The sequence below is a fragment of the Flavitalea antarctica genome (assembly GCF_054461535.1).
The window spans coordinates 17,002-35,745 of sequence record NZ_JBTLQG010000040.1 but is presented as its reverse complement, the minus strand read 5'-3'; the positions used below and the strand labels follow the sequence as shown (position 1 = coordinate 35,745).

The window sequence follows — 18,744 nt, the reverse complement described above, 5'->3', positions numbered from 1 at the left end:
ATGGTGCTGATTTGTTTCATTACTGCAAGTGGTTATATTGACTGCCAATGAAACGGTGATCCGAAACCGACTCAGTTAAATAAAGATTAAGACACTATGAATATAGAAATCAGGAGGGCGGTTAAAAGTGATTGCCCGAGATTGCTGGAACTTGTGCGCGAGCTGGCGCTGTTCGAACGTGCGCCACAGGAAGTTACAGTTACGCTCGAGCATTTTACAGATAGTGGATTTGGCCCGAACCCGGTCTGGTGGGCCTTTGTAGCGGAGGTGACAGAAGAGGACGGAACAAAACTGGTGCAGGGTTTTGCATTGTATTATATACGGTTCAGTACCTGGAAGGGTCAACGCATGTATCTTGAAGATTTGCTGGTTACCGAACATATGCGCGGTCATGGACTTGGCAAGTTATTATTCGATCGTTTGATTGAAGAAGCAAAAGAAAAAAATTACGCAGGCATGGTCTGGCAGGTACTTGACTGGAATGAGCCGGCTATCAACTTTTATAAAAGATATGGTGCAACACTCGATGGTGAGTGGATCAATTGCAGTATGAGTTTTTAGCGTAAATTCTATACTTAAGAAGGTTCAAATGGTTCCAAGAGACTCTTTGAATTCCGGATTTTAAAAAAAGGACGCTATTTCAGACATCGGCGCCTATGATTGACTGTGATAGCGGTTATCATTCAAAATTCGGTAAATTAACATGCTCCCGGGGCAGTGCATCCCGGTACTTGAGGTCTTTAATCATCAAGACAAACCCGATTAATCATGTTGAAGTTCACTATTGTGTTTTATCTATTGTTCAATGCCTCATTTAACGCCTCATTTGATCCCTCATCCAACGCCTTATCTAATCCATCATTTAATTTCCCGAACAGTTCCAGGTTTTCCAATCAATCACTTTCGACCGTAATCAAAGAAACCGGCCTCTTCGCAGACACCTTACCACCGGTTGAAAAGAAACCACCGAACACAAATTATCAAGCTGCCTTCGAGGGGCAGACAAGAATAGCCGGAATGGCAACAGCAACTCCATACGAGGTCCGTATTCTAACGGACAAACTGAAAACCCCATGGGCAATCGCTGTTCTGCCAGATGGCAGATTCCTGATCACCCAGAAGTTTGGTGACATGCGGATCGTAAATAACAAAGGCGTAGTCAGCGAACCGGTTACCGGACTGCCTGCGGTGAATCCTTCCGACCAGGGAGGACTGCTCGGGCTGGCACTGGACCCGGCATTTGAAAAAAATCGCGTAGTCTACTGGGCCTATTCAGAAAATCATGGGGACGACAATGTTACCGCTGTTGCAAAAGGAACATTTTCACGTGATGAAAAGAAAATGGAAAATGTCACCGTCATCTATCGCGCCACTCCCATCTATAAAGGCACCATACATTATGGCGGCAGATTGCTTTTTGATAAAACAGGTCACTTGTTTTTATCAACCGGCGAAAGAGCACATCTTCATTCAAGGCACCAGGCACAACAACTGAACTCCGGTCTTGGTAAGGTTATCCGTATTACCACCGATGGCAAACCCGCACCCGGTAACCCTTTCGCAGGAAGAGCCGATGCCCGTGAAGAAGTTTATTCATATGGGCACCGGAACGTTCAGGGCCTCGCTATACATCCCGTTACGGGTCGGTTATGGGAGCATGAATTCGGACCAAGAGGCGGAGATGAATTGAATCTTATTAAACCCGGAAATAATTATGGATGGCCAATCATCACTTATGGCACTGAATACAGTGGCAGAAAGATCGGCGACTCTATTCAAGAAAAAGAAGGAATGGTGCAGCCGGTTTATTACTGGGACCCGGTAGTATCGCCCAGCGGGATGACTTTCTACACCGGTACCAATATGCCCGAATGGAAGAACAATCTTTTTATCAGCTGTCTTGGTGGGCAACAGATCGTTCGCCTTCGCATTGAAGATAATCGTGTAACCGGCGAAGAAAGATTGCTTGAAAAAGAAGGCCAGCGTTTCCGCGATATCGTACAAGGTGCTGATGGTGCACTTTATTCCATAACCGACCAGGGAAGATTTTACCGTATCGCCAAGAAATGATCGGGGAAACAATCAAGCAAAAATGAGCAAGAGATCAGCCGGCAGCAGCTGTCATTTACAATGTGATCGATGAGTGGACAATAAGGTCATTCTCTAAGCAAAAACCAAGCAGGCAAAAATCAGCAAGTGATCACAAAACAGTAAGTAACAATCGCAAAAAAATCAATAGGATCAAAGCGTCGGAATTGATAATTGCCATCTGATCAAACAGGATCATCATGCTCATCATATCAAAGCCGGATTAATCCACCTTATCCACCTGCACGTCTTTGTTGATCTTATGGACCAATCCCTGCAACACCCTGCCAGGACCGACCTCTGTAAAGCGGCTGGCGCCATCACTGATCATCGCATTAACGCTCTGTGACCATTTCACTGCACCGGTCAGCTGATCGATCAGGTTTTTCTTGATATCATCTTTACTCACCACCGCTTTGGCTACCACGTTCTGATAGATCGCCGCATTGGGCGTATAAAAAGTAGTCTGTTCAATAACCGTTTTCAACTCTTCCCTTGCCGGCTCCATGAACGGCGAATGAAATGCACCGCTCACCTGTAACATCAGCGCGCGACGTGCACCCGCTGCTTTAAGACGTTCATTGGCGAGTTCAACACCACGCACTGATCCGCTGATCACCAACTGTCCCGGACTGTTATAATTGGCAGGAACCACCACTTCCCCACTCTCTTTTGTTACTTCAGCCAGGATGGATTCAATTTTCTCATCTTCCAATGCCAGGATCGCCGACATAGCCGAAGGTTTGAGCTCACAGGCTTTTTGCATGGCAGCAGCGCGGACAGCCACCAGGTTGAGCCCGTCTTCAAAACGCAGCACACCATTAGCCACAAGCGCAGAAATTTCGCCAAGAGAATGCCCGGCAACCATATCCGGCCTCACGCCATCAATGCTCTTATATGCAATCACCGAATGAATAAAAACGGCTGGTTGAGTAACATTTGTTTGCTTGAGTTCCTCTTCGCTACCCTCAAACATGATATCCGATATCCTGAAGCCCAAAATTTCGTTGGCCTGTTCAAACATCTTCTTTGCAAACGCACTGTGCGTGTAGTGTTCCTTTCCCATTCCCGGAAATTGTGAACCCTGTCCCGGGAAAATATAGGCGTGCTTCATAATACAACAGTTAAAAAGAGGACAAAAATGCCTTAAACTGGTAAACTTGCAAAAAATGATTACTGACAATAAGGTTTTTTGCTGACGCCACGCCCCGGGATGATCCCAGAAACGCCCATTCAGCCTGCATTTGCCCCTTTAAATCAATGAAGTTTTGCCGTGATAAGTTTGAGAAATTCACTGCGGCTTTCGTTCTTTTCGAACTCTCCATAAAATGCCGAAGTGGTTGTTACAGAATTTTGTTTCTGCACCCCCCGCATCATCATGCACAGGTGGGAAGCTTCTATCACTACCGCAACACCTAACGGCTGCAATGAATCCTTGATCGCACCGAGGATCTGGGTGGTGAGTCTTTCCTGCACCTGGAGCCTTCTCGCATAAACATCCACCACCCGCGCGAGTTTACTGAGGCCCGTGATATAACCATTGGGAATATAGGCTACATGCGCCTTTCCGAAAAAAGGCAACATGTGATGTTCGCACATGCTGTATAATTCGATGTCTTTGACAACAATCATCTCGCTCACTTCTTCATGAAACTTGGCGGAGTCCAGGATAGCTTTTGCATCCATCTCGTAACCCTGTGTCATGAACTGCATCGCCTTGGCTATTCTCTCAGGCGTCTTGGCGAGGCCCTCTCTTTCGGGATCTTCACCCAGCAGGGCAAGGGCATTTTTATAGGAAGATATCAGACCGGAAGTAATATGCTCGTCAAATTGTTCAACTTTCCTGTAACCCATAGTTTATAGTATTCTGTTAGTGTTTATGCTCGTGCCGTACAAATGCCTCCGGGTTGATGATAAGCAGGATGAATCATGCAGGTTCAACCGGGTACTCAACAAAATTCCTTTCTGTTTCATACAACCTTACCTGCAGATCAAAAGCAGGGTCGATCAGCTTCCTCATGATATCAAAGATCACGATACAGATATTTTCCGCAGTCGGATTTTTACCGGTGAACAGATCCGTGTCGAGATTCAGGTTTTTGTGATCAAGCTTTTCAATGACATGTGTCTTCAGCAGATCACTCAATACTTTCATATCCATCACATAACCGGTTTCAGGATCAGGTTCACCCACCACCTTTATGATCAGCTCGTAATTGTGACCGTGAAAGTTCGGGTTGTTGCACTTACCAAAAACCGCATCATTTTTCTGCATATCCCAGGCGGGGTTGTACAACCGGTGAGCCGCATTAAAATGTTCTTTCCTGAATACAGCAACCTTATTTCCCATAACAACTTACAAATGTTTTATCAACGGAATGACCCGTAAAAATCATCCGGCACTTTGCGGAACAAAACCGCCGGATGAATAGCAGAACAATGATAAAGACTAAATGTTGGGTTTAATCTCCAAAATACTCCACATAAATCCTTGGTGTTTCATATAGTTTTATGCAATGCAACTTCACCTCCGGGGGAATATGCGGTGCGAGCTCTTTCCAGATCGCGATCGCAAGGTTCTCGGTTGAACAAAGCTGCCCCTTCATAAACTCAACATCAACATTAAGATTTTTGTGATCAAGTTTGTCGACCACGTATTCATTGATAATATTACTGAGCCTTTTTACATCATACAAAAAACCGGTGTCAGGATTGGGATTTCCTTTGATGGTAACATACAGATCATAATTGTGCCCGTGCCAGTTCTCGTTGGCGCATTTACCGAAAACCTGCTCATTCTCCTCCACGCTCCATTTAGGATTGAAAAGTTTATGCGCAGCATTAAAATGTTCTTGCCTGGTCAGGTATACCATTTCTCCTCAAAATTTTCGCAAAGTTAATATTTAAGCAAACAATGGCAATAATCGGTAACAAAGGGGATTTTGAAGATATTTGCAGCAATGAACATCTTACTGGTCTCCGCTACCGATATGGAAACCGCCACGTTCCGCGAATCTTATCACGCGAACCGAAAATCCGCTTATAAAGGTATTGAAATCAGCTTCCTGACCAGCGGTATCGGTATGCTGGCGACGGCTGCACGGCTCACCGCGGCCGTACTGAGCGCAAGGCCCGACGTCATCATACAGGCAGGTATTGCCGGCAGTTTTTCGAACAACCTGGCCCTGGGTGACGTTTACCGGGTGGCTTCTGATCTGATCGCCGATATGGGAGTAAATGAACAAGGGCAATGGAAGGATGTATTTGATCTCGGACTGGCAGAACCTGGTTCGCCGCCATATCAGGAACGAAGGCTGATGGCCAGGGAACCAGGCTTTCTGAAACTTGACCATCTGCCCGCCGCGATCGGGGTTTCGGTAAACGAGATCACGACCGACCCGACGCGAATAACATTGCTCAAACACAAATACGGCGCTGAACTGGAAAGCATGGAAGGAGCCGCCCTGCATTTTGTGGGCCTCGAACAAGGGATACCCTTTATACAGTTACGCGCTGTGTCAAATTATATCGGAGAGCGGGACAAAGCCAACTGGCGGATCAGGGAGGCGATCACAAATCTCAATAATAACCTGGAAGCGATCATAAAACAAATGGCATCATGAAATTTACACTTGGTTTTTCTCCCTGCCCGAATGATACCTTTATCTTTGATGCGCTTGTCAACAAAAAAATAGACACCCTGGGATTGGAGTTCGAGGTATTGCTTGAAGATGTGCAGACACTCAACGAATGGGCCAGGGAAGGCAGGCTTGATATCTCAAAAATCAGTTACGGGGCACTCCCATTGTTCCTTGATAACTATATCGTGCTCACTTCAGGCGGTGCCCTGGGCAAAGGTGTGGGACCATTACTCATCGCATCCCGGGAACTGGAAACAGCTGACATTAATAACGCAACTATTGCTATACCCGGTATCAACACAACGGCGCACCTGCTTTTTTCGCTGGCATACCCGGCAGCAAAAAACAAAACATTCTTAAGATTTGATGGCATTGAAAATTTTGTGCTGGATCATGCCGGCGGCCCGGATGGTCAACATTACCTGGGTGTGATCATCCATGAAAACCGGTTCACGTACCAGCAGAAAGGATTAAAAAAGATCGTTGACCTCGGTGATTTCTGGGAGAAGGAAACCGGTTACCCGATACCGTTAGGTGGCATTGTTATGAAAAGAAAGTTTGCGCCGGAATTGCAACGAACCATCAATGCACTGATCCGGGAAAGCATCGAATATGCCTATGCCCATGAACCTGAACTTGCGCCTTATGTAAAACAGCATTCACAGGAGATGGAAGAATCGGTCATGCGCCAGCATATCGATCTTTATGTAAATAATTATTCTCTTGATCTCGGATCCGATGGCAAAGATGCGGTGAAAATGTTTTTGCAGATTTATGGTTCGTTGAGACACGCAAGTGAGGCAAACTTATTTGATAAAGATGGAGATAAACCTGTATTTATCTAATCATTTGAGTTTTAGCAAGTGAAAGTTATAAAGGCTAAAATGTCCAAAATAAAAAACAAAAATCATGATAAATACAACTATGGTATTGCAATTTACCTATCTCAGTAATCGATTAGTCATTTTATAACGAATAAGAAAATGAATGTGTCGATTATTAAATCAAAACCAATAACAAAATTTGACTCATCTCCGCCCCCGGAGATATAGATTCATAGATCATATATTCTTTTTCACAACTTGAGGTCGCATTTTGCGACTTCAAGTTTTTCGTACCAAGTCGCTGATCCAGGCAAAAGCCCGGTCACTTATAAATACTTGCACATTCCAGTACGAAAAACGATTTCATGTCAACTTCTTTTTATTTTCGAGAAATGAATTTAAGCTATTTAACTGCTGGGCAGTTAGTACATAGCCATCATATAGAAGATGATCACCTTCTTTTTGGACGTACAATTGCGCTCAATGTTTCAAAAGGAATATTATCAATATCAATTTCATCAACTAACTGATTATTTTGAGTATACCTGTTAATTGTTCTTTATACCCTTAATAACCATTCTTTTAAGCTGGTGTTTTCCATTTCCAAATAAGTCTTAATAAAATATGTGCGTAGGTAAGTTATTCTTCATCATTATCTCTTCTAAAACCGATTCTCCTTCTTGGTGGCATTGGCTTACTTTGTTTTTCTATTAACTCTTTCAGCACCATAAAAATATTTTCGATATCACTGCTATTACCTTTTACTTCTTTTTCCAGCCTGGAAAGCTGCAATAATATTTCCTTATGGGTTAATGCATATTCACGAAGCTTTGTAAACACCCTGATAACTCTGATATTTACGGCTATTGCAACATCACTGTTCAAAATACTTGATAACATAGCTACTCCTTGTTCTGTAAAAGCTTTCGGCAACGTTCTTCTTCCTCCCCAACTTGAGGTCGCATTTTGCGACTTCAAGTTTTCGTACTCTTTTGTTGTAAGTGTAAACATAAAATCTTTAGGGAACCTGTTAATATTACGTTTCACCTGCTCATTCAAACGCTTTGTGTCCACTTTATACATCTCTGCCAGGTCAGTATCCAACATAATCTTCTGGCCTCTTATAACGTATATCCTGTTCAGAATTTTCTGCTCCATTACCAGGACATGTAATTCTTTTTTCGCCATTAACTTTGCCTGTTTTTGTAAATATAGCTGTTCTTAAAACCAGACATTACCGTATTTTACTTTGATATTTTGTTTTAAATCGTCAGTACTATCTTCCTTGAAATTTTGTGTTGAACTAAGGTAATGATGACCCGACATCTGCCTCTCAAAATCTTTTTCTTTAGGAACCTGGTCTCGTTCTACTTCAAGTGCATTCTGAACCGATGGTCTTTATACGGGCTCTGTACCCGGTTCTTATTCCTCCTTAACTTGAGGTCGCATTTTGCGACTTCAAGTTTCACTAGACTATAGAAAAACAAATCTACAAACATTCATTGCTGGCATAAATATAAACATACCTAATCTTCGGAACTTATACACGGAGATATGTGGTTATCACCCACCGTATTTTAACCTGATCGAAACGCCACCACGTATTCATCTCAGACAACTGAAATCCTTTTCAAACCAACTCACCACTAACCAATAACCACTAACCACTCACCACTTCCCTAAGCTTTTCTTAAAGCTTCACTATACGCCTCAAGACATCGTTGTCTCGCAACCTCATGTTCAATGATCGGCTTAGGATAATTAAACTCTTCAAACTCAGGAACCCATTTCCTGATATACTTAAATTCTGGGTCAAACTTTTTGGTCTGCAGGTATGGATTAAAGATGCGAAAATAAGGTGCGGCATCGCAGCCACTCCCAGCCGCCCATTGCCAGCCACCATTATTGGAAGCAAGATCAAAATCCAGCAGCTTACCCGCAAAATAAGCTTCGCCCCAGCGCCAGTCGATCAATAAATGTTTACAAAGAAATGAAGCCACCACCATCCTCACGCGGTTATGCATAAAGCCGGTTGCGTTCAGTTCCCGCATACCGGCATCAACGATCGGGTAACCGGTATCGCCCGAGCACCATCTTTCAAACTCCTTTTCATCATTGCGCCATTTGATCTTTTCATATTCGATCTTAAAAGCATGACCCTTGCCGACCTTCGGGAAATGCCAGAGTATCATCTGGTAGAAATCGCGCCAGATCAGCTCCTTCAGGTAAACATCATTAAGCGATTTTGCTTTCCTGGCCAGCTCCCTGATGCTGATGGTCCCGAAACGAAGATGAACCCCCAGCCTGCTGGTACCGGGCATACCCGGGATATCGCGATGTTTATCATAATGCCTGATCAAAGCTTCTTCCGGATTTTTTGTGGGATAATCCTGTTCCGTTTTCACAAAACCCATTTCCTGCAGCGATGGGATCTTTAACGGCTTTTGTTTATAAAACTTAGCCACCTTACCCGCCGGGTACGACTTGAGATAAAAGTCATTCATCGTGGCCAGCCATCGTTTACTATAGGGCGTAAAAACCGTATAGGGCGTTCCATCGTCTTTGATAACTTCATCACGGTCAAAGATCACCTGGTCCTTGTAGGTATTGAACGCCACACCTGCCTCGTCAAGCAGGGCTTTAATCTCCGCATCCCGTTCGGTGGCATAAGGTTCATAATCATGGTTGGTGAACACTTCTTCCACCTCGTATTTTTCCAGGAAACTTTTGAATGCCTCGTCGGGGTTGCCATAAAACACATCCATGGTTGAACCCGATTTCACGAGCGCGGCCTGCATCTCATGAAGAGCCTCATATATAAAGGTGACCCGCGGATCTTTTTTTTCTTCGAGCAGGTCAAGGATCTTTCTATCAAAAATAAAAACGGGGACCACCGGGTTGCCGGATTTCAGTGCATGATATAAACCTGCATTGTCGTGTAAGCGCAGATCTCTCCGGAACCAGAATAAATTTACCTTAGCCATGCCTGGATATTGAGCCTTAAATGATTTGTGGACTTCAATCTTTTCTTATGCCATTACAACAAACTGGTCAAAGAGTTCTCTGGTCATACCATTTGTGAACTGTTTATCCTGGAACTCTTTCACCCACCGGATGCCGGAGATGGCATTGGTCAGGAAACATTCGTCGGCATTTTCGATATCAGCTACGGAGAGTGGTTTTTCTTCTATCTCGAAACCATACTGCGGCAGTTCACGCAGTAAAAAACGACGGGTAACGCCGGCGATACAGCCTTCAGCCAATGGGGGCGTAAACAATTTTTTTTGTTTGATGATAAACACGTTGGCAATGCTTGAATCGCTCACCCGGTTAAAGGCATTCAATACAAACGCATCGTTCCATTTCATCTTTTTGGCATACATGGCGGCCATTACATAAGGGAGATGACTGGCAGATTTTACATTACTGAATGCATCGCAGCTTTTGCGGGCCAGTTTGTAGACACCGGTCACCAGGCCGTTCACATTCAGCGTACCGCATTGGGGCGGAAGTGGCCAGGCCTGGATCAGCACATTGGGGCGATGATGTTCGGGATCGTATAAGCCACCGTCGGTCCGGAAAAATGCGAGGCGAACCCTTGCCCCTTGTTCAACATTATTCTTTTTTGCGGTCTGCAGGATACTTTCGCGCAGTGCTTCACGCGTCATTGATTTCGGGAGATCAAAACCCAGGAGTGCCAGTCCCTCGAAAAGCCGGCTGAAATGCAGCTCTTCATGCACGATATGTTTGTGGTAGATCTTGATTGTTTCAAAGAGACCGTCACCATAACGGAGTGCGCGGCTGCCGGCACCTACTATCGGGGTGTCGTCTGCCAGGAACTTGCCGTTAAAATTGATTACACTGCTCATAATAAATTCTTGGGCGAGGGTGTTCAGCCTCCATAAAGGTCCGCTAATTGTTCCACAAAAAAGCCGGCAGAATTGTGCCGGCTCAAAATTATCTGGATCCTGCCTCTTCCCGGGGCGGACCATGGTATTTGTATTCGATCTAAGGAGGTATACGATTATGGTTCGATAGTCGCCACCGGAATTATTCCTGGGTGATGATCCCGGTTTTAACCGCGTACATTACGAGGCCGGCCATTGATTTGGCGCCGGTTTTGGTTTTGAGTTTATCGCGTATAGCCTCCACCGTACGGGGGCTGATATCTACTATATCAGCGATCTCCTTGGTGGTTTTTTCTTCGCACATCAGTTTCAGCACCTTCATTTCCTTATCAGAAAGATTCACTTCTATCTGGCCGGCCACGTCGGCGCGTTTGGTACGAAGACCGGTCAGCAGTGCCTTATTGGTGAGTTCATTAAAGAAAAATTCCTGCTCGTAACAGGTTTTTATGGCCTGGTAGATCGTTTCCGAGTCTGAATTTTTGGTGAGATATGAGTTGGCGCCGATCTCCATCAGTTTGGAGATCATCGAATGGTCGTTGTGCATGGACAGGATAATGACCCTTGCATTGGGACGAAGTTTCCGGATCTCGGGTAAGGTCTGGATACCATCCATGATGGGCATCTGGATATCTAATAAGATAACGTCGGGTTCAATATGACGCAGGAGGTTCAGCAGCTGCATGCCATTATCGGCTTCCGCGATCAGTTCAACATCTTTTTTTGCAGAGAGAGCAGTTTTTACACCTGCCCGGAACAAGGCGTGATCATCTGCGATAGCTACTTTAATGGGCATTTTTTGGTTTTGGTTTTTTCAAGGGTTATTTGCTGGCAATGGGGCCGATCTGTTAATTAGCACAAAATGCGAATATTTCCTGATAAATACTATAGGATAAGTACGAAATTATACTATTTGAATTTCAAAGACGAACAATTTTTATACTTAGATGAAACGCGTGGAAGCACGTAGGGGTAAGGGTTTTTACTATCGTAGTTCTACGAACATTATAGTAATAACTGCAAGATTGAAAAAGAGAAGTAATGCGCTTGTCCACAATGTTATTAACATATATTTTTGGCACTTAAGTTGATTGACGGCGAAAATAATCCTGATATCCAATATCCAGAAAAGCATAACCGTCCAGTAAATGATTTTCCAATTTTCTATGAAACCCGGGAAAAAACCGAAGTCAATCAACTTTAACTATAACATTCAAAGTTTAATTATATTAGGTTTAGGTTCTGAAATCCAGCGATCCGGTCCCGTGAAACTCCGTGTAACCCGATGATTTCCAATAACTATTAAATCCGGATCCCTCAGTAAAACGTTTTGAACCCAGATTAACCGTCAACTTTTTTTCCTGTGAAAATCCGAAAATTGGTTTGACTAGTGAGGCTCGAAAAATGCTATGCCCGTTTTTTTAACTTTCTCCCAGCCAGGACGGTTAAAGAGGCGGGCATTTTCAATTTATCCACATCGTATTTTTACTAAAATCCCCATGGGATTTTACTTGTTTTTAGGGTGTGCCTTAACGTGGTACCCGTTATCAAATTCGCTTCCGGATTGAATTCCCGCGAATCCATTAATTGCCAATAAGAGTTTTCCCCCGTTTGTTGAGTTTAGGCAGAGTTCTAAAATGCATCCAGATTTTATTAAGTAAACCTTTAAACTCGTAACAATGCAGGAAACAAAAACACAAGGTGTTGCTCAGATTGGTGAGCACATCGGGATGGAACTCGGAACCACAATGGTAAAAAGTTTTTTTGATGCTTACCCACAGTTGGCATTCGGTCACACAATTGGTAAAGAAATCCTTGCTAAGATCATGGCACAGCCTGATTGCAGCGGAATGACTGTTTACCCGGCGCTGAACGAAGCTGGCAATCCAACATTGGTATTTGCCGGAGTTAACGAAAAGGGCCAGGTGATCTCCAGCTACCCTGTAGTTTCTACAGATGGCAGCCTGGATTTCGAAGAGGGTCTTATCGTTGACCGCGTAAAGGCTGATGGCTGGTGATCTGCATTTAGCAAAAAGTTTTAATCGGTAAAGGGTGTGTCGTGGTTGACCACCCTTTTCTTATTAATTCACTCACCGGATCATCATTAAGAACCTCTCCGGATCATCTTGATTTCAGTGCCTGTACGGGCGCATCGTTGATGGCCTTGTCATATATCTTTCTAAAGAACTCCCCAATCTTTTCATTGGTTTCCTTGAGTCCTTCAATATTTTCTTCCAGCATCAGCTGGCATTTTTTTAGCGCTTCGTGATTATCGCCCAGGTCTATCAGTGCGTTCTCCTCCCCTTTTTCGCGGTCTTCGTCAATGTCAATAAAATCGTCCAGCATCAGGTGGGCAATTGCCAGATAGTACCACCTGCGGATGATCGTTTTCATCGTCTCCTGGTCCACCGGCAGATCGGTATAAACAAACATAAATGCATCAGCGCGATCCAGGGCGGCAACACCGGTTCCGAGTTTATATGTTTGGGTCGGCTCGCCTTTGAAGTGCCTCAGCAGATCGTCGTACAGGTCCCGGTTCACGACATGTGGCAGGAAAACTTCAGACATTTGTTTTATATAATCGTCGAAGCTTATCTTCTTTCTTTCGTATTGCATAACGATATCAAAGCCTTGTTCCATCCGGGCTGTCCGTTCCGGGTCAATCACTAGTTTCTTATCGACTCCGGATTTATAAATGGCGTCCATAATAAAGGGTATAAATAAGAATCCCGTACCGAATGACAGGTATAAAAATTTCCCTTTCCAGTATAAGTTGTCGGCGGGCACTTTACGATCAGCAAAAAACTGGGCGATCTCGAAATCAAGACCGAGGTTTTGCGATAGAAAATGTTTTGTAATTACCATCTAGTGCATTTGTGCAATAATACGCAAGAATGCAACAATGTCGGATATTCGATTAAAATGGAAGCCTACGATGTAACTTAGATTGATATCCTCAATTTCCTTAGAACAGAAAATTATTAACGAAACGGTTACCCTGATGTCGCCGGGAAAAACCAGAGCACTAATTCCAACCAGGGTTTATGTCAAGCGGATCCCATCCAAAAGCAAGGAACAATACTTATAATCCTAAAGTTTTTTCAATGCTTTTTTTGCATCTTCATTGCCCAACTCCGCAGCATGTATGTACCATAATCTTGCCTCGTCTTTTTCTTTTTTAACGCCTTCGCCTTTCTCGTACATCCGACCGATTTTGTAAATGGCTTCCGGAACATCTTTCCGGACCGCTTCGGTGTACCATCTTATCGCTTCGCTGTAGCTTTTTGAAACGCCGCGGCCTTTGTAGTAAAATTCGCCCATCTGATACATAGCTACTCCATCTCCTTTTTCTGCCGCTTTCTTGTACCAGTTCATCGCGTCGTTCAAATTCTTTTTCACGCCAAGGCCATCTGCATACAAGGCACCGATATTTCCCATGGCGGCCGCATTTCCTTTTTCGGCTGCCCTTGTGTACCACTGCAAAGCGGTGGCATAATCCTGCGGTACACCCCGGCCGTTGGCGTACAACACCCCTAGATTATTCATTGCCTGGGCATAGCCTTTTCCGGCGGCTTTCTCAAACCACTTCCTTGCCTCGGCATAATCCTGCGGCACGCCTCTACCGGTAGCATACAAAGAACCGATTTTGTTGATGGCAAACAGATGTTCTTCTGCCGCAGCTTTTTTAAACCATTCCATTGCGAGGACATCGTTCTTTGGCACACCACTACCATTGCTGTACAGAATTCCAAGATTCGACATCGATACGCCATTGCCAAGACTGGCGGCTTTAGTAAACCACGCAAGGGCTTCTTTGTAATTTTCCGCCACGCCGACCAGTCCATTGTAATACAGGCAGGCAATATTGTTCATGGCTTGTGGATGTTCTTGATCGGCAGCCTTCTTGTACCAGTAAATGGCACTTACGATATCTGTCTCCCCGGCTTTGCCTGTTTCAAAGATCCAGCCGAGGCGATAGCATTGTTCGCTGTCGAGATTAGTCCTGTATTTTAGAAAAGCAGTTTTCGCCGGGACATACTCTCCGCCTTCGTACTCTTCATCTGCCTTCCGTAATTCATTAACGTAGGGCTCTTCTTTTACGTAGGGTTCTCCCGTTTTTGGCTTATTGCTTCCGGGGGGAGTATTTTTTGACTTAGACGATGAAAAAACGGCCTTCCTGGGGACGACAGGTGTTTGCACTTCAATGAAATCTACTCTTTCCTGGGCAAATATGGCAGTGAACCAGGACAGCGTCAGCAAAAGAAAGACAGCATTTTTGAACATAGAAAATGTTTTTGGATAGTGCTTGATTAGACTGAGAAAACGAATCTATTATTTTTCGTCCATGGCCAGCCGAAAGCCGATCCCGAGCCTGCCTTCTGCCTTCAAATTCCAATTCCGCACTTTTGGTGAAACAAAACCGATTTTGGATTTATAGTCTCCGCCCCTGATAATTTTCTTGTTTTCATCTTTTTGGCTGCTTTGGTAAGCTCCCTTCGAATCGGCACACCACTCATACGCGTTGCCCAGCATATCATAAATACCCAGCGCATTCGGGATTGTTTGCCCTACTGGATGTAGGCTGTCGTTTGAGTTGTTGACGTTCCAGCTGTATTCGTTCAAGATGCTCCTGTAATGATTACCATGGCCTTTTATGCAGGCATATTCCCACTCGGCTTCCGTCGGCAGGCGATACTGCCGGCCGCTTGCAGCATTGAGTTTTTCAATGAACTCTTGTACATCGTCCCAGGAGACGGTGGTCGCTGGCACATTCAACGAAGTCTTGTACTTCCTTACGTTCATGATGTCGTTCCACTGTTTCCCTGTGATCTCGTATTTCGACAATAAGAATGAATCTACCGCCACAGTATGTTCCGGCCATTCAGGGGTTGTTTTTTTGTTGCTTCCCATGACAAAGGAGTCGCCGGCAATGGGAACCATTTGTTGCCAAATCAATCTGGCGGCCTGGCTTATGGGCGTGTTTACAGGTGTGTCCGGTAAGCTGATGGGTATGGTCTTCCTGACTGTGTCTTTTGGAGGGAGCTTTGCCGTTTCATCTTTTTTTAGGGAACTCCCTTTCTTATTGGAAAAAAGTAAAATCGTGACGACCCCGATCAAAAGGAGCCCGCCGCCGGCAATCAGCCATTGGTTGGCGTACCATTTTTTTTTGTTTGATGATCCGGCAGTGTTCTCTCCGCCTTTTTTTTCAAGGTCTTGTTCCCTTTTTTCTTCTTCAAGCACTCTTTGTCGTTCCGCCTCTGCTGCCTGTATTTCTGCCCGACAAACTTGAATAGCCTCCTGGCTATATTGCCGGTTTGGCTGAAGGGCTACCGCTTGCTCAAAGCAAGCCAATGCTAACCTGTAATCTTTCTTTTTTCGAAGTTTATCGCCCCGCTGTTCAAGGTCCCGGACCTGCAATTCAATTCGTTTTTCTTCAGCCAGTTTCGCTGCCGCCTGGCGAAGGCGTTCTTCTTCCGCTGCTTTTTTCTGAGCCTCTTCTTCCTGTTGCCGCTGCCTGGCCTCTTTTTTTTGGTATTCTTCCCGCTGCTTCTGAACTATGGCCTCCTCGCATTTACGACGCCACTCTTTTATTTCTTCTTTCTCAGCAAACAGCTTTCGTGCTTCATCAAAATAAACCAGGGCCTGCTCAAAATGCTGCTGTTCATAGGCCTGGGTACCCAGCGTTACGAAACGGTCAAAGTCCTGCTGTTTTTTTTGCTGTGCTGCCAGGTCCTGCAAGGCATTGATGCGGGTGGTTGCATCCGCTGCATATTTTCCATTGGCATAAAGGTTTAAATATACCGAATACGATTCGATGGAATCTTCCCCGACAGCATGGTTCCAGTCCTGCTCTTCCTTTTCCTGCATCTCCAATTGCTTTTGCCGTGCCATTTCCTGTTCGGACCTGATCCTTATCTTTTCTTCTTCTTCCTGGAAAAACCGTTGCACGACTTTGATCAACTTGTCTACATCGGCATGAAAGGCGGTATGCCGCAGCTCAATTGCATTTCTTCGGGCTAAGGGTTTGAGGTCATCCGGCAAGTCTTCCTCACTGGGTACATCAGCATTTTCTACCAGCACCGGAATCACCTTCACTTTTCGTTGTAAGGCCGCCCGGATTTCTGCTCGCACAAAATCACCATCACTATCAAGCATTCTGCGTCCGTTGCGGTCTTGGATGGTAACCCAATCCCTGCCGATGACAGCAAGCAATACATCACACCTGGTGACCGCCTTTTCTATGTATTCAACAAAGTCTTCACCGAGCGGGATAGTGTCGACATCCATAAAGATTTGTTCAGCGGAAAAATGTTCCAGCAGCCGGTCATAGATTCGGCCGGTTGAACCAAGGCTGTCGTCGCGTCGGTAACTGATAAATATTTGGCCGTTCATGCTGTGTTATTTGCAGCGCCAATTATGGTGTAACGTAAGTTACCGATTTTAATTTACTCACTTGTGGATGTTTTTATATGTATTAAGCGGCATCGAACGCAGGTGCACAGGACTAGCCGGAGTTCGAAATTTTTGCTCGTGGATTTGAAGAGCGTTGTTGATTTTGAATTGACTGCGTAACACGTAAAAGACAAAGTGCAGTTCGGTTTCTTCTGGTTGATTTTACTTTTTGACCGAACTGATGATTATATTCATTAACAAACCCTTCGTTGTACCGAAGGTTGGCTTACTCGATTACTATAAAGCAAGATAACCAAACCTTCGACATACTTTCGCCACTACTGTCACTTTACAAACGGGGTACCGATAGAAACACTTAGTAGAATGTTAGGGCGTACAAAAATTACGACGACGCAGATTTATGCCAAAGTTTTAGAAAGCAAGGTTAGCGAGGATATGAATCAATTGCAGGAAAAACTTTCTGGACGTGTTTTAGACAGGCTATTTAATTTTGAAACGCGAGAAGGTGGGGGAGTTAACATCATCGTCCTTATGAGACTCTACAACTTTTGTCTTCTACAATTTACGTGTCGGTTCAACAAGAAGAAGTTATCTACTCAAAAAAAGATTGCTTATCCGGGTACATCTTTTTTAATTTTTCAGAGCGCTTAACCCGGCGAATGTCGGGCTTATATTTTAATATCATTGAGCAAACGCCTTCCAGAGAAAAGAACTCCTTAAATCACCTATAGAATCCATGTTAACTTGTTTGGCTACAGTTATCATTTCAAAATGCCTATCAACTGATTTGCTTTTATCAAAGTCTTTACCAGTTTCTTTATTTAAGCAGACAACTTCATTATTTCCATTTAGTTGTGATAGTATTCCATATCTAAGGCTGTGCCTATTCCCTAAACTGTCTATATAAAAATAGAAGTTTCTCTGTAAGCCATAGTTTGGCTTAAACTTCGTTCTAAGAATCCCTGTTGTGTCAAAACTATATACTCTATCCCTACCTTCATAGATAGTATCAGTCCCGTTTTCCTGATTATATACAATCAATAGGTTCCCCTCAAAGTTTTTAGGTATTAAGTAAATACAATCTTCTCCATTACTTTGGCATGATGATGATATACATATCAATGCTAAACATATAATGAATTGTGCTTTCAGTATCATATTCAGTTTTTAATTTTTGACAGGATGTATTATCGCTGAAATCGTTGCTCTGTAATTTCTTTCTTCCGAACTTGTACTTATTGGCAAGTATGTCCGCTGCTTGTGAGGATATCCCCTTTTGAATCAAGGTAAACGGATAATGATGGACCTCCCCTAAAGTTAATCCAGTTTGTAAAAGACCGTTAATATCCCTTCACTGACAACAAAAATTGATTCATTTATGACTTCCACTGGGAATATTTTATTTTCATCAATAAGTCCTTTCTCAGAAACGTATTTCAGGTGATGTCTGGTTGGCAAACTGACGCTTTTCAAAAGGGCTGAATCCTTAATCAAATGATCTTTGTCGTATTCAAGTATTCCTTCAGGTTTAAAAATTGTCAATTTAATGATACTTCCGTTTGGGTCGTATTCGGCGACATCCCTCAAAGAATATAATTTGTTGTTTACTTTATATTCCGATTCTGGCGAATAGACATATCCAGGCAACACTTCTATTCCTGTAAATATTAACCTGATTCGACGTTCCTGAATGTGATTTTTGCAAGAAGTAAAATGAATGATTGAAATAACCCAGATTATTTTAATTAATCTATATAATCTTCCGATATACATCTGTTTTCTTTTTTCTATGATTGTGTTGACGCTCCTTGCAAACTTCTGTGAATCACTTAAACTTATCAAGTATAGGCGAAATCTCACAGCCGCGCAGAC

Annotated in this window: 18 protein-coding genes; 5 read left to right on the top strand and 13 right to left on the bottom strand. The window is 43.9% G+C overall.

Annotated elements, in window-relative coordinates:
* The first annotated feature begins 96 nt into the window (after positions 1 to 96).
* Positions 97 to 561, top strand: coding sequence for a GNAT family N-acetyltransferase (locus tag ACX0G7_RS23790; protein ID WP_458926032.1), 465 nt, complete (start codon positions 97 to 99; stop codon positions 559 to 561).
* 207 nt (positions 562 to 768) lie between these two features.
* Positions 769 to 2,070, top strand: a complete 1,302-nt coding sequence (locus tag ACX0G7_RS23785) for a PQQ-dependent sugar dehydrogenase (RefSeq protein WP_458926031.1) — start codon at positions 769 to 771, stop codon at positions 2,068 to 2,070.
* Positions 2,071 to 2,311: 241 nt separating this feature from the next.
* Here ACX0G7_RS23785 and fabD read toward each other — a convergent pair whose 3' ends face one another.
* The 4 genes from fabD to ACX0G7_RS23765 form a co-directional block, all read right to left on the bottom strand.
* On the bottom strand, positions 2,312 to 3,202 hold the full coding sequence (gene fabD, locus ACX0G7_RS23780) for an ACP S-malonyltransferase (protein ID WP_458926030.1): 891 nt from the start codon (positions 3,200 to 3,202) through the stop codon (positions 2,312 to 2,314).
* Between the two features lie 143 nt (positions 3,203 to 3,345).
* Positions 3,346 to 3,942: a GTP cyclohydrolase I FolE gene (gene folE, locus ACX0G7_RS23775; RefSeq protein WP_458926029.1), complete on the bottom strand. Its 597-nt coding sequence runs from the start codon at positions 3,940 to 3,942 to the stop codon at positions 3,346 to 3,348.
* Positions 3,943 to 4,015: 73 nt separating this feature from the next.
* A complete protein-coding gene (locus tag ACX0G7_RS23770) occupies positions 4,016 to 4,438 on the bottom strand; it encodes a 6-pyruvoyl trahydropterin synthase family protein (RefSeq protein WP_458926028.1) in 423 nt (140 codons plus the stop codon).
* A gap of 112 nt (positions 4,439 to 4,550) precedes the next feature.
* Positions 4,551 to 4,961: a 6-pyruvoyl trahydropterin synthase family protein gene (locus tag ACX0G7_RS23765; protein WP_458926027.1), complete on the bottom strand. Its 411-nt coding sequence runs from the start codon at positions 4,959 to 4,961 to the stop codon at positions 4,551 to 4,553.
* Positions 4,962 to 5,030: 69 nt separating this feature from the next.
* Here ACX0G7_RS23765 and mqnB point away from each other — a divergent pair, with 69 nt between their 5' ends.
* Both mqnB and ACX0G7_RS23755 read left to right on the top strand, forming a co-directional pair.
* A complete protein-coding gene (mqnB, locus tag ACX0G7_RS23760; protein WP_458926026.1) occupies positions 5,031 to 5,711 on the top strand; it encodes a futalosine hydrolase in 681 nt (226 codons plus the stop codon).
* On the top strand, positions 5,708 to 6,574 hold the full coding sequence (locus tag ACX0G7_RS23755) for a 1,4-dihydroxy-6-naphthoate synthase (protein WP_458926025.1): 867 nt from the start codon (positions 5,708 to 5,710) through the stop codon (positions 6,572 to 6,574). Before mqnB ends, ACX0G7_RS23755 begins: the two co-directional genes overlap by 4 nt.
* 618 nt (positions 6,575 to 7,192) lie before the next feature.
* Here ACX0G7_RS23755 and ACX0G7_RS23750 read toward each other — a convergent pair.
* The 4 genes from ACX0G7_RS23750 to ACX0G7_RS23735 all read right to left on the bottom strand — a co-directional run bounded on the left by ACX0G7_RS23750 (position 7,193) and on the right by ACX0G7_RS23735 (position 11,254).
* Positions 7,193 to 7,741 (bottom strand): ORF6N domain-containing protein, encoded by a 549-nt coding sequence (locus tag ACX0G7_RS23750; RefSeq protein ID WP_458926024.1) that lies wholly within the window; start codon positions 7,739 to 7,741, stop codon positions 7,193 to 7,195.
* Positions 7,742 to 8,232: 491 nt separating this feature from the next.
* The gene (locus ACX0G7_RS23745) at positions 8,233 to 9,537 is read right to left on the bottom strand and encodes a cryptochrome/photolyase family protein (RefSeq protein ID WP_458926023.1); all 1,305 of its coding nucleotides are present in this window, start codon (positions 9,535 to 9,537) and stop codon (positions 8,233 to 8,235) included.
* A gap of 45 nt (positions 9,538 to 9,582) precedes the next feature.
* Positions 9,583 to 10,422: an aminotransferase class IV gene (locus ACX0G7_RS23740; RefSeq protein ID WP_458926022.1), complete on the bottom strand. Its 840-nt coding sequence runs from the start codon at positions 10,420 to 10,422 to the stop codon at positions 9,583 to 9,585.
* 181 nt (positions 10,423 to 10,603) lie between these two features.
* On the bottom strand, positions 10,604 to 11,254 hold the full coding sequence (locus ACX0G7_RS23735) for a response regulator (protein ID WP_458926021.1): 651 nt from the start codon (positions 11,252 to 11,254) through the stop codon (positions 10,604 to 10,606).
* A gap of 883 nt (positions 11,255 to 12,137) precedes the next feature.
* Between ACX0G7_RS23735 and ACX0G7_RS23730 the strand changes: the two genes are divergently transcribed.
* A complete protein-coding gene (locus ACX0G7_RS23730) occupies positions 12,138 to 12,476 on the top strand; it encodes a hypothetical protein (protein WP_458926020.1) in 339 nt (112 codons plus the stop codon).
* A 103-nt stretch (positions 12,477 to 12,579) separates the two neighbouring features.
* Here ACX0G7_RS23730 and ACX0G7_RS23725 read toward each other — a convergent pair whose 3' ends face one another.
* The 5 genes from ACX0G7_RS23725 to ACX0G7_RS23705 all read right to left on the bottom strand — a co-directional run bounded on the left by ACX0G7_RS23725 (position 12,580) and on the right by ACX0G7_RS23705 (position 18,645).
* Positions 12,580 to 13,323 carry a hypothetical protein gene (locus tag ACX0G7_RS23725; protein ID WP_458926019.1) on the bottom strand — a complete coding sequence of 248 codons (744 nt, stop codon included), beginning with the start codon at positions 13,321 to 13,323 and terminating at the stop codon, positions 12,580 to 12,582.
* 225 nt (positions 13,324 to 13,548) lie between these two features.
* The gene (locus ACX0G7_RS23720; protein WP_458926018.1) at positions 13,549 to 14,742 is read right to left on the bottom strand and encodes an SEL1-like repeat protein; all 1,194 of its coding nucleotides are present in this window, start codon (positions 14,740 to 14,742) and stop codon (positions 13,549 to 13,551) included.
* Between the two features lie 48 nt (positions 14,743 to 14,790).
* Complete coding sequence (locus ACX0G7_RS23715) at positions 14,791 to 16,851, bottom strand: SUMF1/EgtB/PvdO family nonheme iron enzyme (protein WP_458926017.1); 2,061 nt, start codon at positions 16,849 to 16,851, stop codon at positions 14,791 to 14,793.
* A gap of 702 nt (positions 16,852 to 17,553) precedes the next feature.
* The gene (locus ACX0G7_RS23710) at positions 17,554 to 18,030 is read right to left on the bottom strand and encodes a DUF6843 domain-containing protein (protein ID WP_458926016.1); all 477 of its coding nucleotides are present in this window, start codon (positions 18,028 to 18,030) and stop codon (positions 17,554 to 17,556) included.
* A gap of 159 nt (positions 18,031 to 18,189) precedes the next feature.
* Positions 18,190 to 18,645: a hypothetical protein gene (locus ACX0G7_RS23705; RefSeq protein ID WP_458926015.1), complete on the bottom strand. Its 456-nt coding sequence runs from the start codon at positions 18,643 to 18,645 to the stop codon at positions 18,190 to 18,192.
* Between the last annotated feature and the right edge of the window lie 99 nt (positions 18,646 to 18,744).

Bases quoted from the DNA above. Each gene is read 5' to 3' on its own strand.
- ACX0G7_RS23790 (WP_458926032.1), top strand. From the start codon at position 97: ATGAATATAGAAATCAGGAGGGCGGTTAAAAGTGATTGCCCGAGATTG.
- ACX0G7_RS23785 (WP_458926031.1), top strand. From the start codon at position 769: ATGTTGAAGTTCACTATTGTGTTTTATCTATTGTTCAATGCCTCATTT.
- fabD (WP_458926030.1), bottom strand. From the start codon at position 3,202: ATGAAGCACGCCTATATTTTCCCGGGACAGGGTTCACAATTTCCGGGA.
- folE (WP_458926029.1), bottom strand. From the start codon at position 3,942: ATGGGTTACAGGAAAGTTGAACAATTTGACGAGCATATTACTTCCGGT.
- ACX0G7_RS23770 (WP_458926028.1), bottom strand. From the start codon at position 4,438: ATGGGAAATAAGGTTGCTGTATTCAGGAAAGAACATTTTAATGCGGCT.
- ACX0G7_RS23765 (WP_458926027.1), bottom strand. From the start codon at position 4,961: ATGGTATACCTGACCAGGCAAGAACATTTTAATGCTGCGCATAAACTT.
- ACX0G7_RS23755 (WP_458926025.1), top strand. From the start codon at position 5,708: ATGAAATTTACACTTGGTTTTTCTCCCTGCCCGAATGATACCTTTATC.
- ACX0G7_RS23750 (WP_458926024.1), bottom strand. From the start codon at position 7,741: ATGGCGAAAAAAGAATTACATGTCCTGGTAATGGAGCAGAAAATTCTG.
- ACX0G7_RS23745 (WP_458926023.1), bottom strand. From the start codon at position 9,537: ATGGCTAAGGTAAATTTATTCTGGTTCCGGAGAGATCTGCGCTTACAC.
- ACX0G7_RS23740 (WP_458926022.1), bottom strand. From the start codon at position 10,422: ATGAGCAGTGTAATCAATTTTAACGGCAAGTTCCTGGCAGACGACACC.
- ACX0G7_RS23735 (WP_458926021.1), bottom strand. From the start codon at position 11,254: ATGCCCATTAAAGTAGCTATCGCAGATGATCACGCCTTGTTCCGGGCA.
- ACX0G7_RS23730 (WP_458926020.1), top strand. From the start codon at position 12,138: ATGCAGGAAACAAAAACACAAGGTGTTGCTCAGATTGGTGAGCACATC.
- ACX0G7_RS23725 (WP_458926019.1), bottom strand. From the start codon at position 13,323: ATGGTAATTACAAAACATTTTCTATCGCAAAACCTCGGTCTTGATTTC.
- ACX0G7_RS23720 (WP_458926018.1), bottom strand. From the start codon at position 14,742: ATGTTCAAAAATGCTGTCTTTCTTTTGCTGACGCTGTCCTGGTTCACT.
- ACX0G7_RS23715 (WP_458926017.1), bottom strand. From the start codon at position 16,851: ATGAACGGCCAAATATTTATCAGTTACCGACGCGACGACAGCCTTGGT.
- ACX0G7_RS23710 (WP_458926016.1), bottom strand. From the start codon at position 18,030: ATGATACTGAAAGCACAATTCATTATATGTTTAGCATTGATATGTATA.
- ACX0G7_RS23705 (WP_458926015.1), bottom strand. From the start codon at position 18,645: ATGTATATCGGAAGATTATATAGATTAATTAAAATAATCTGGGTTATT.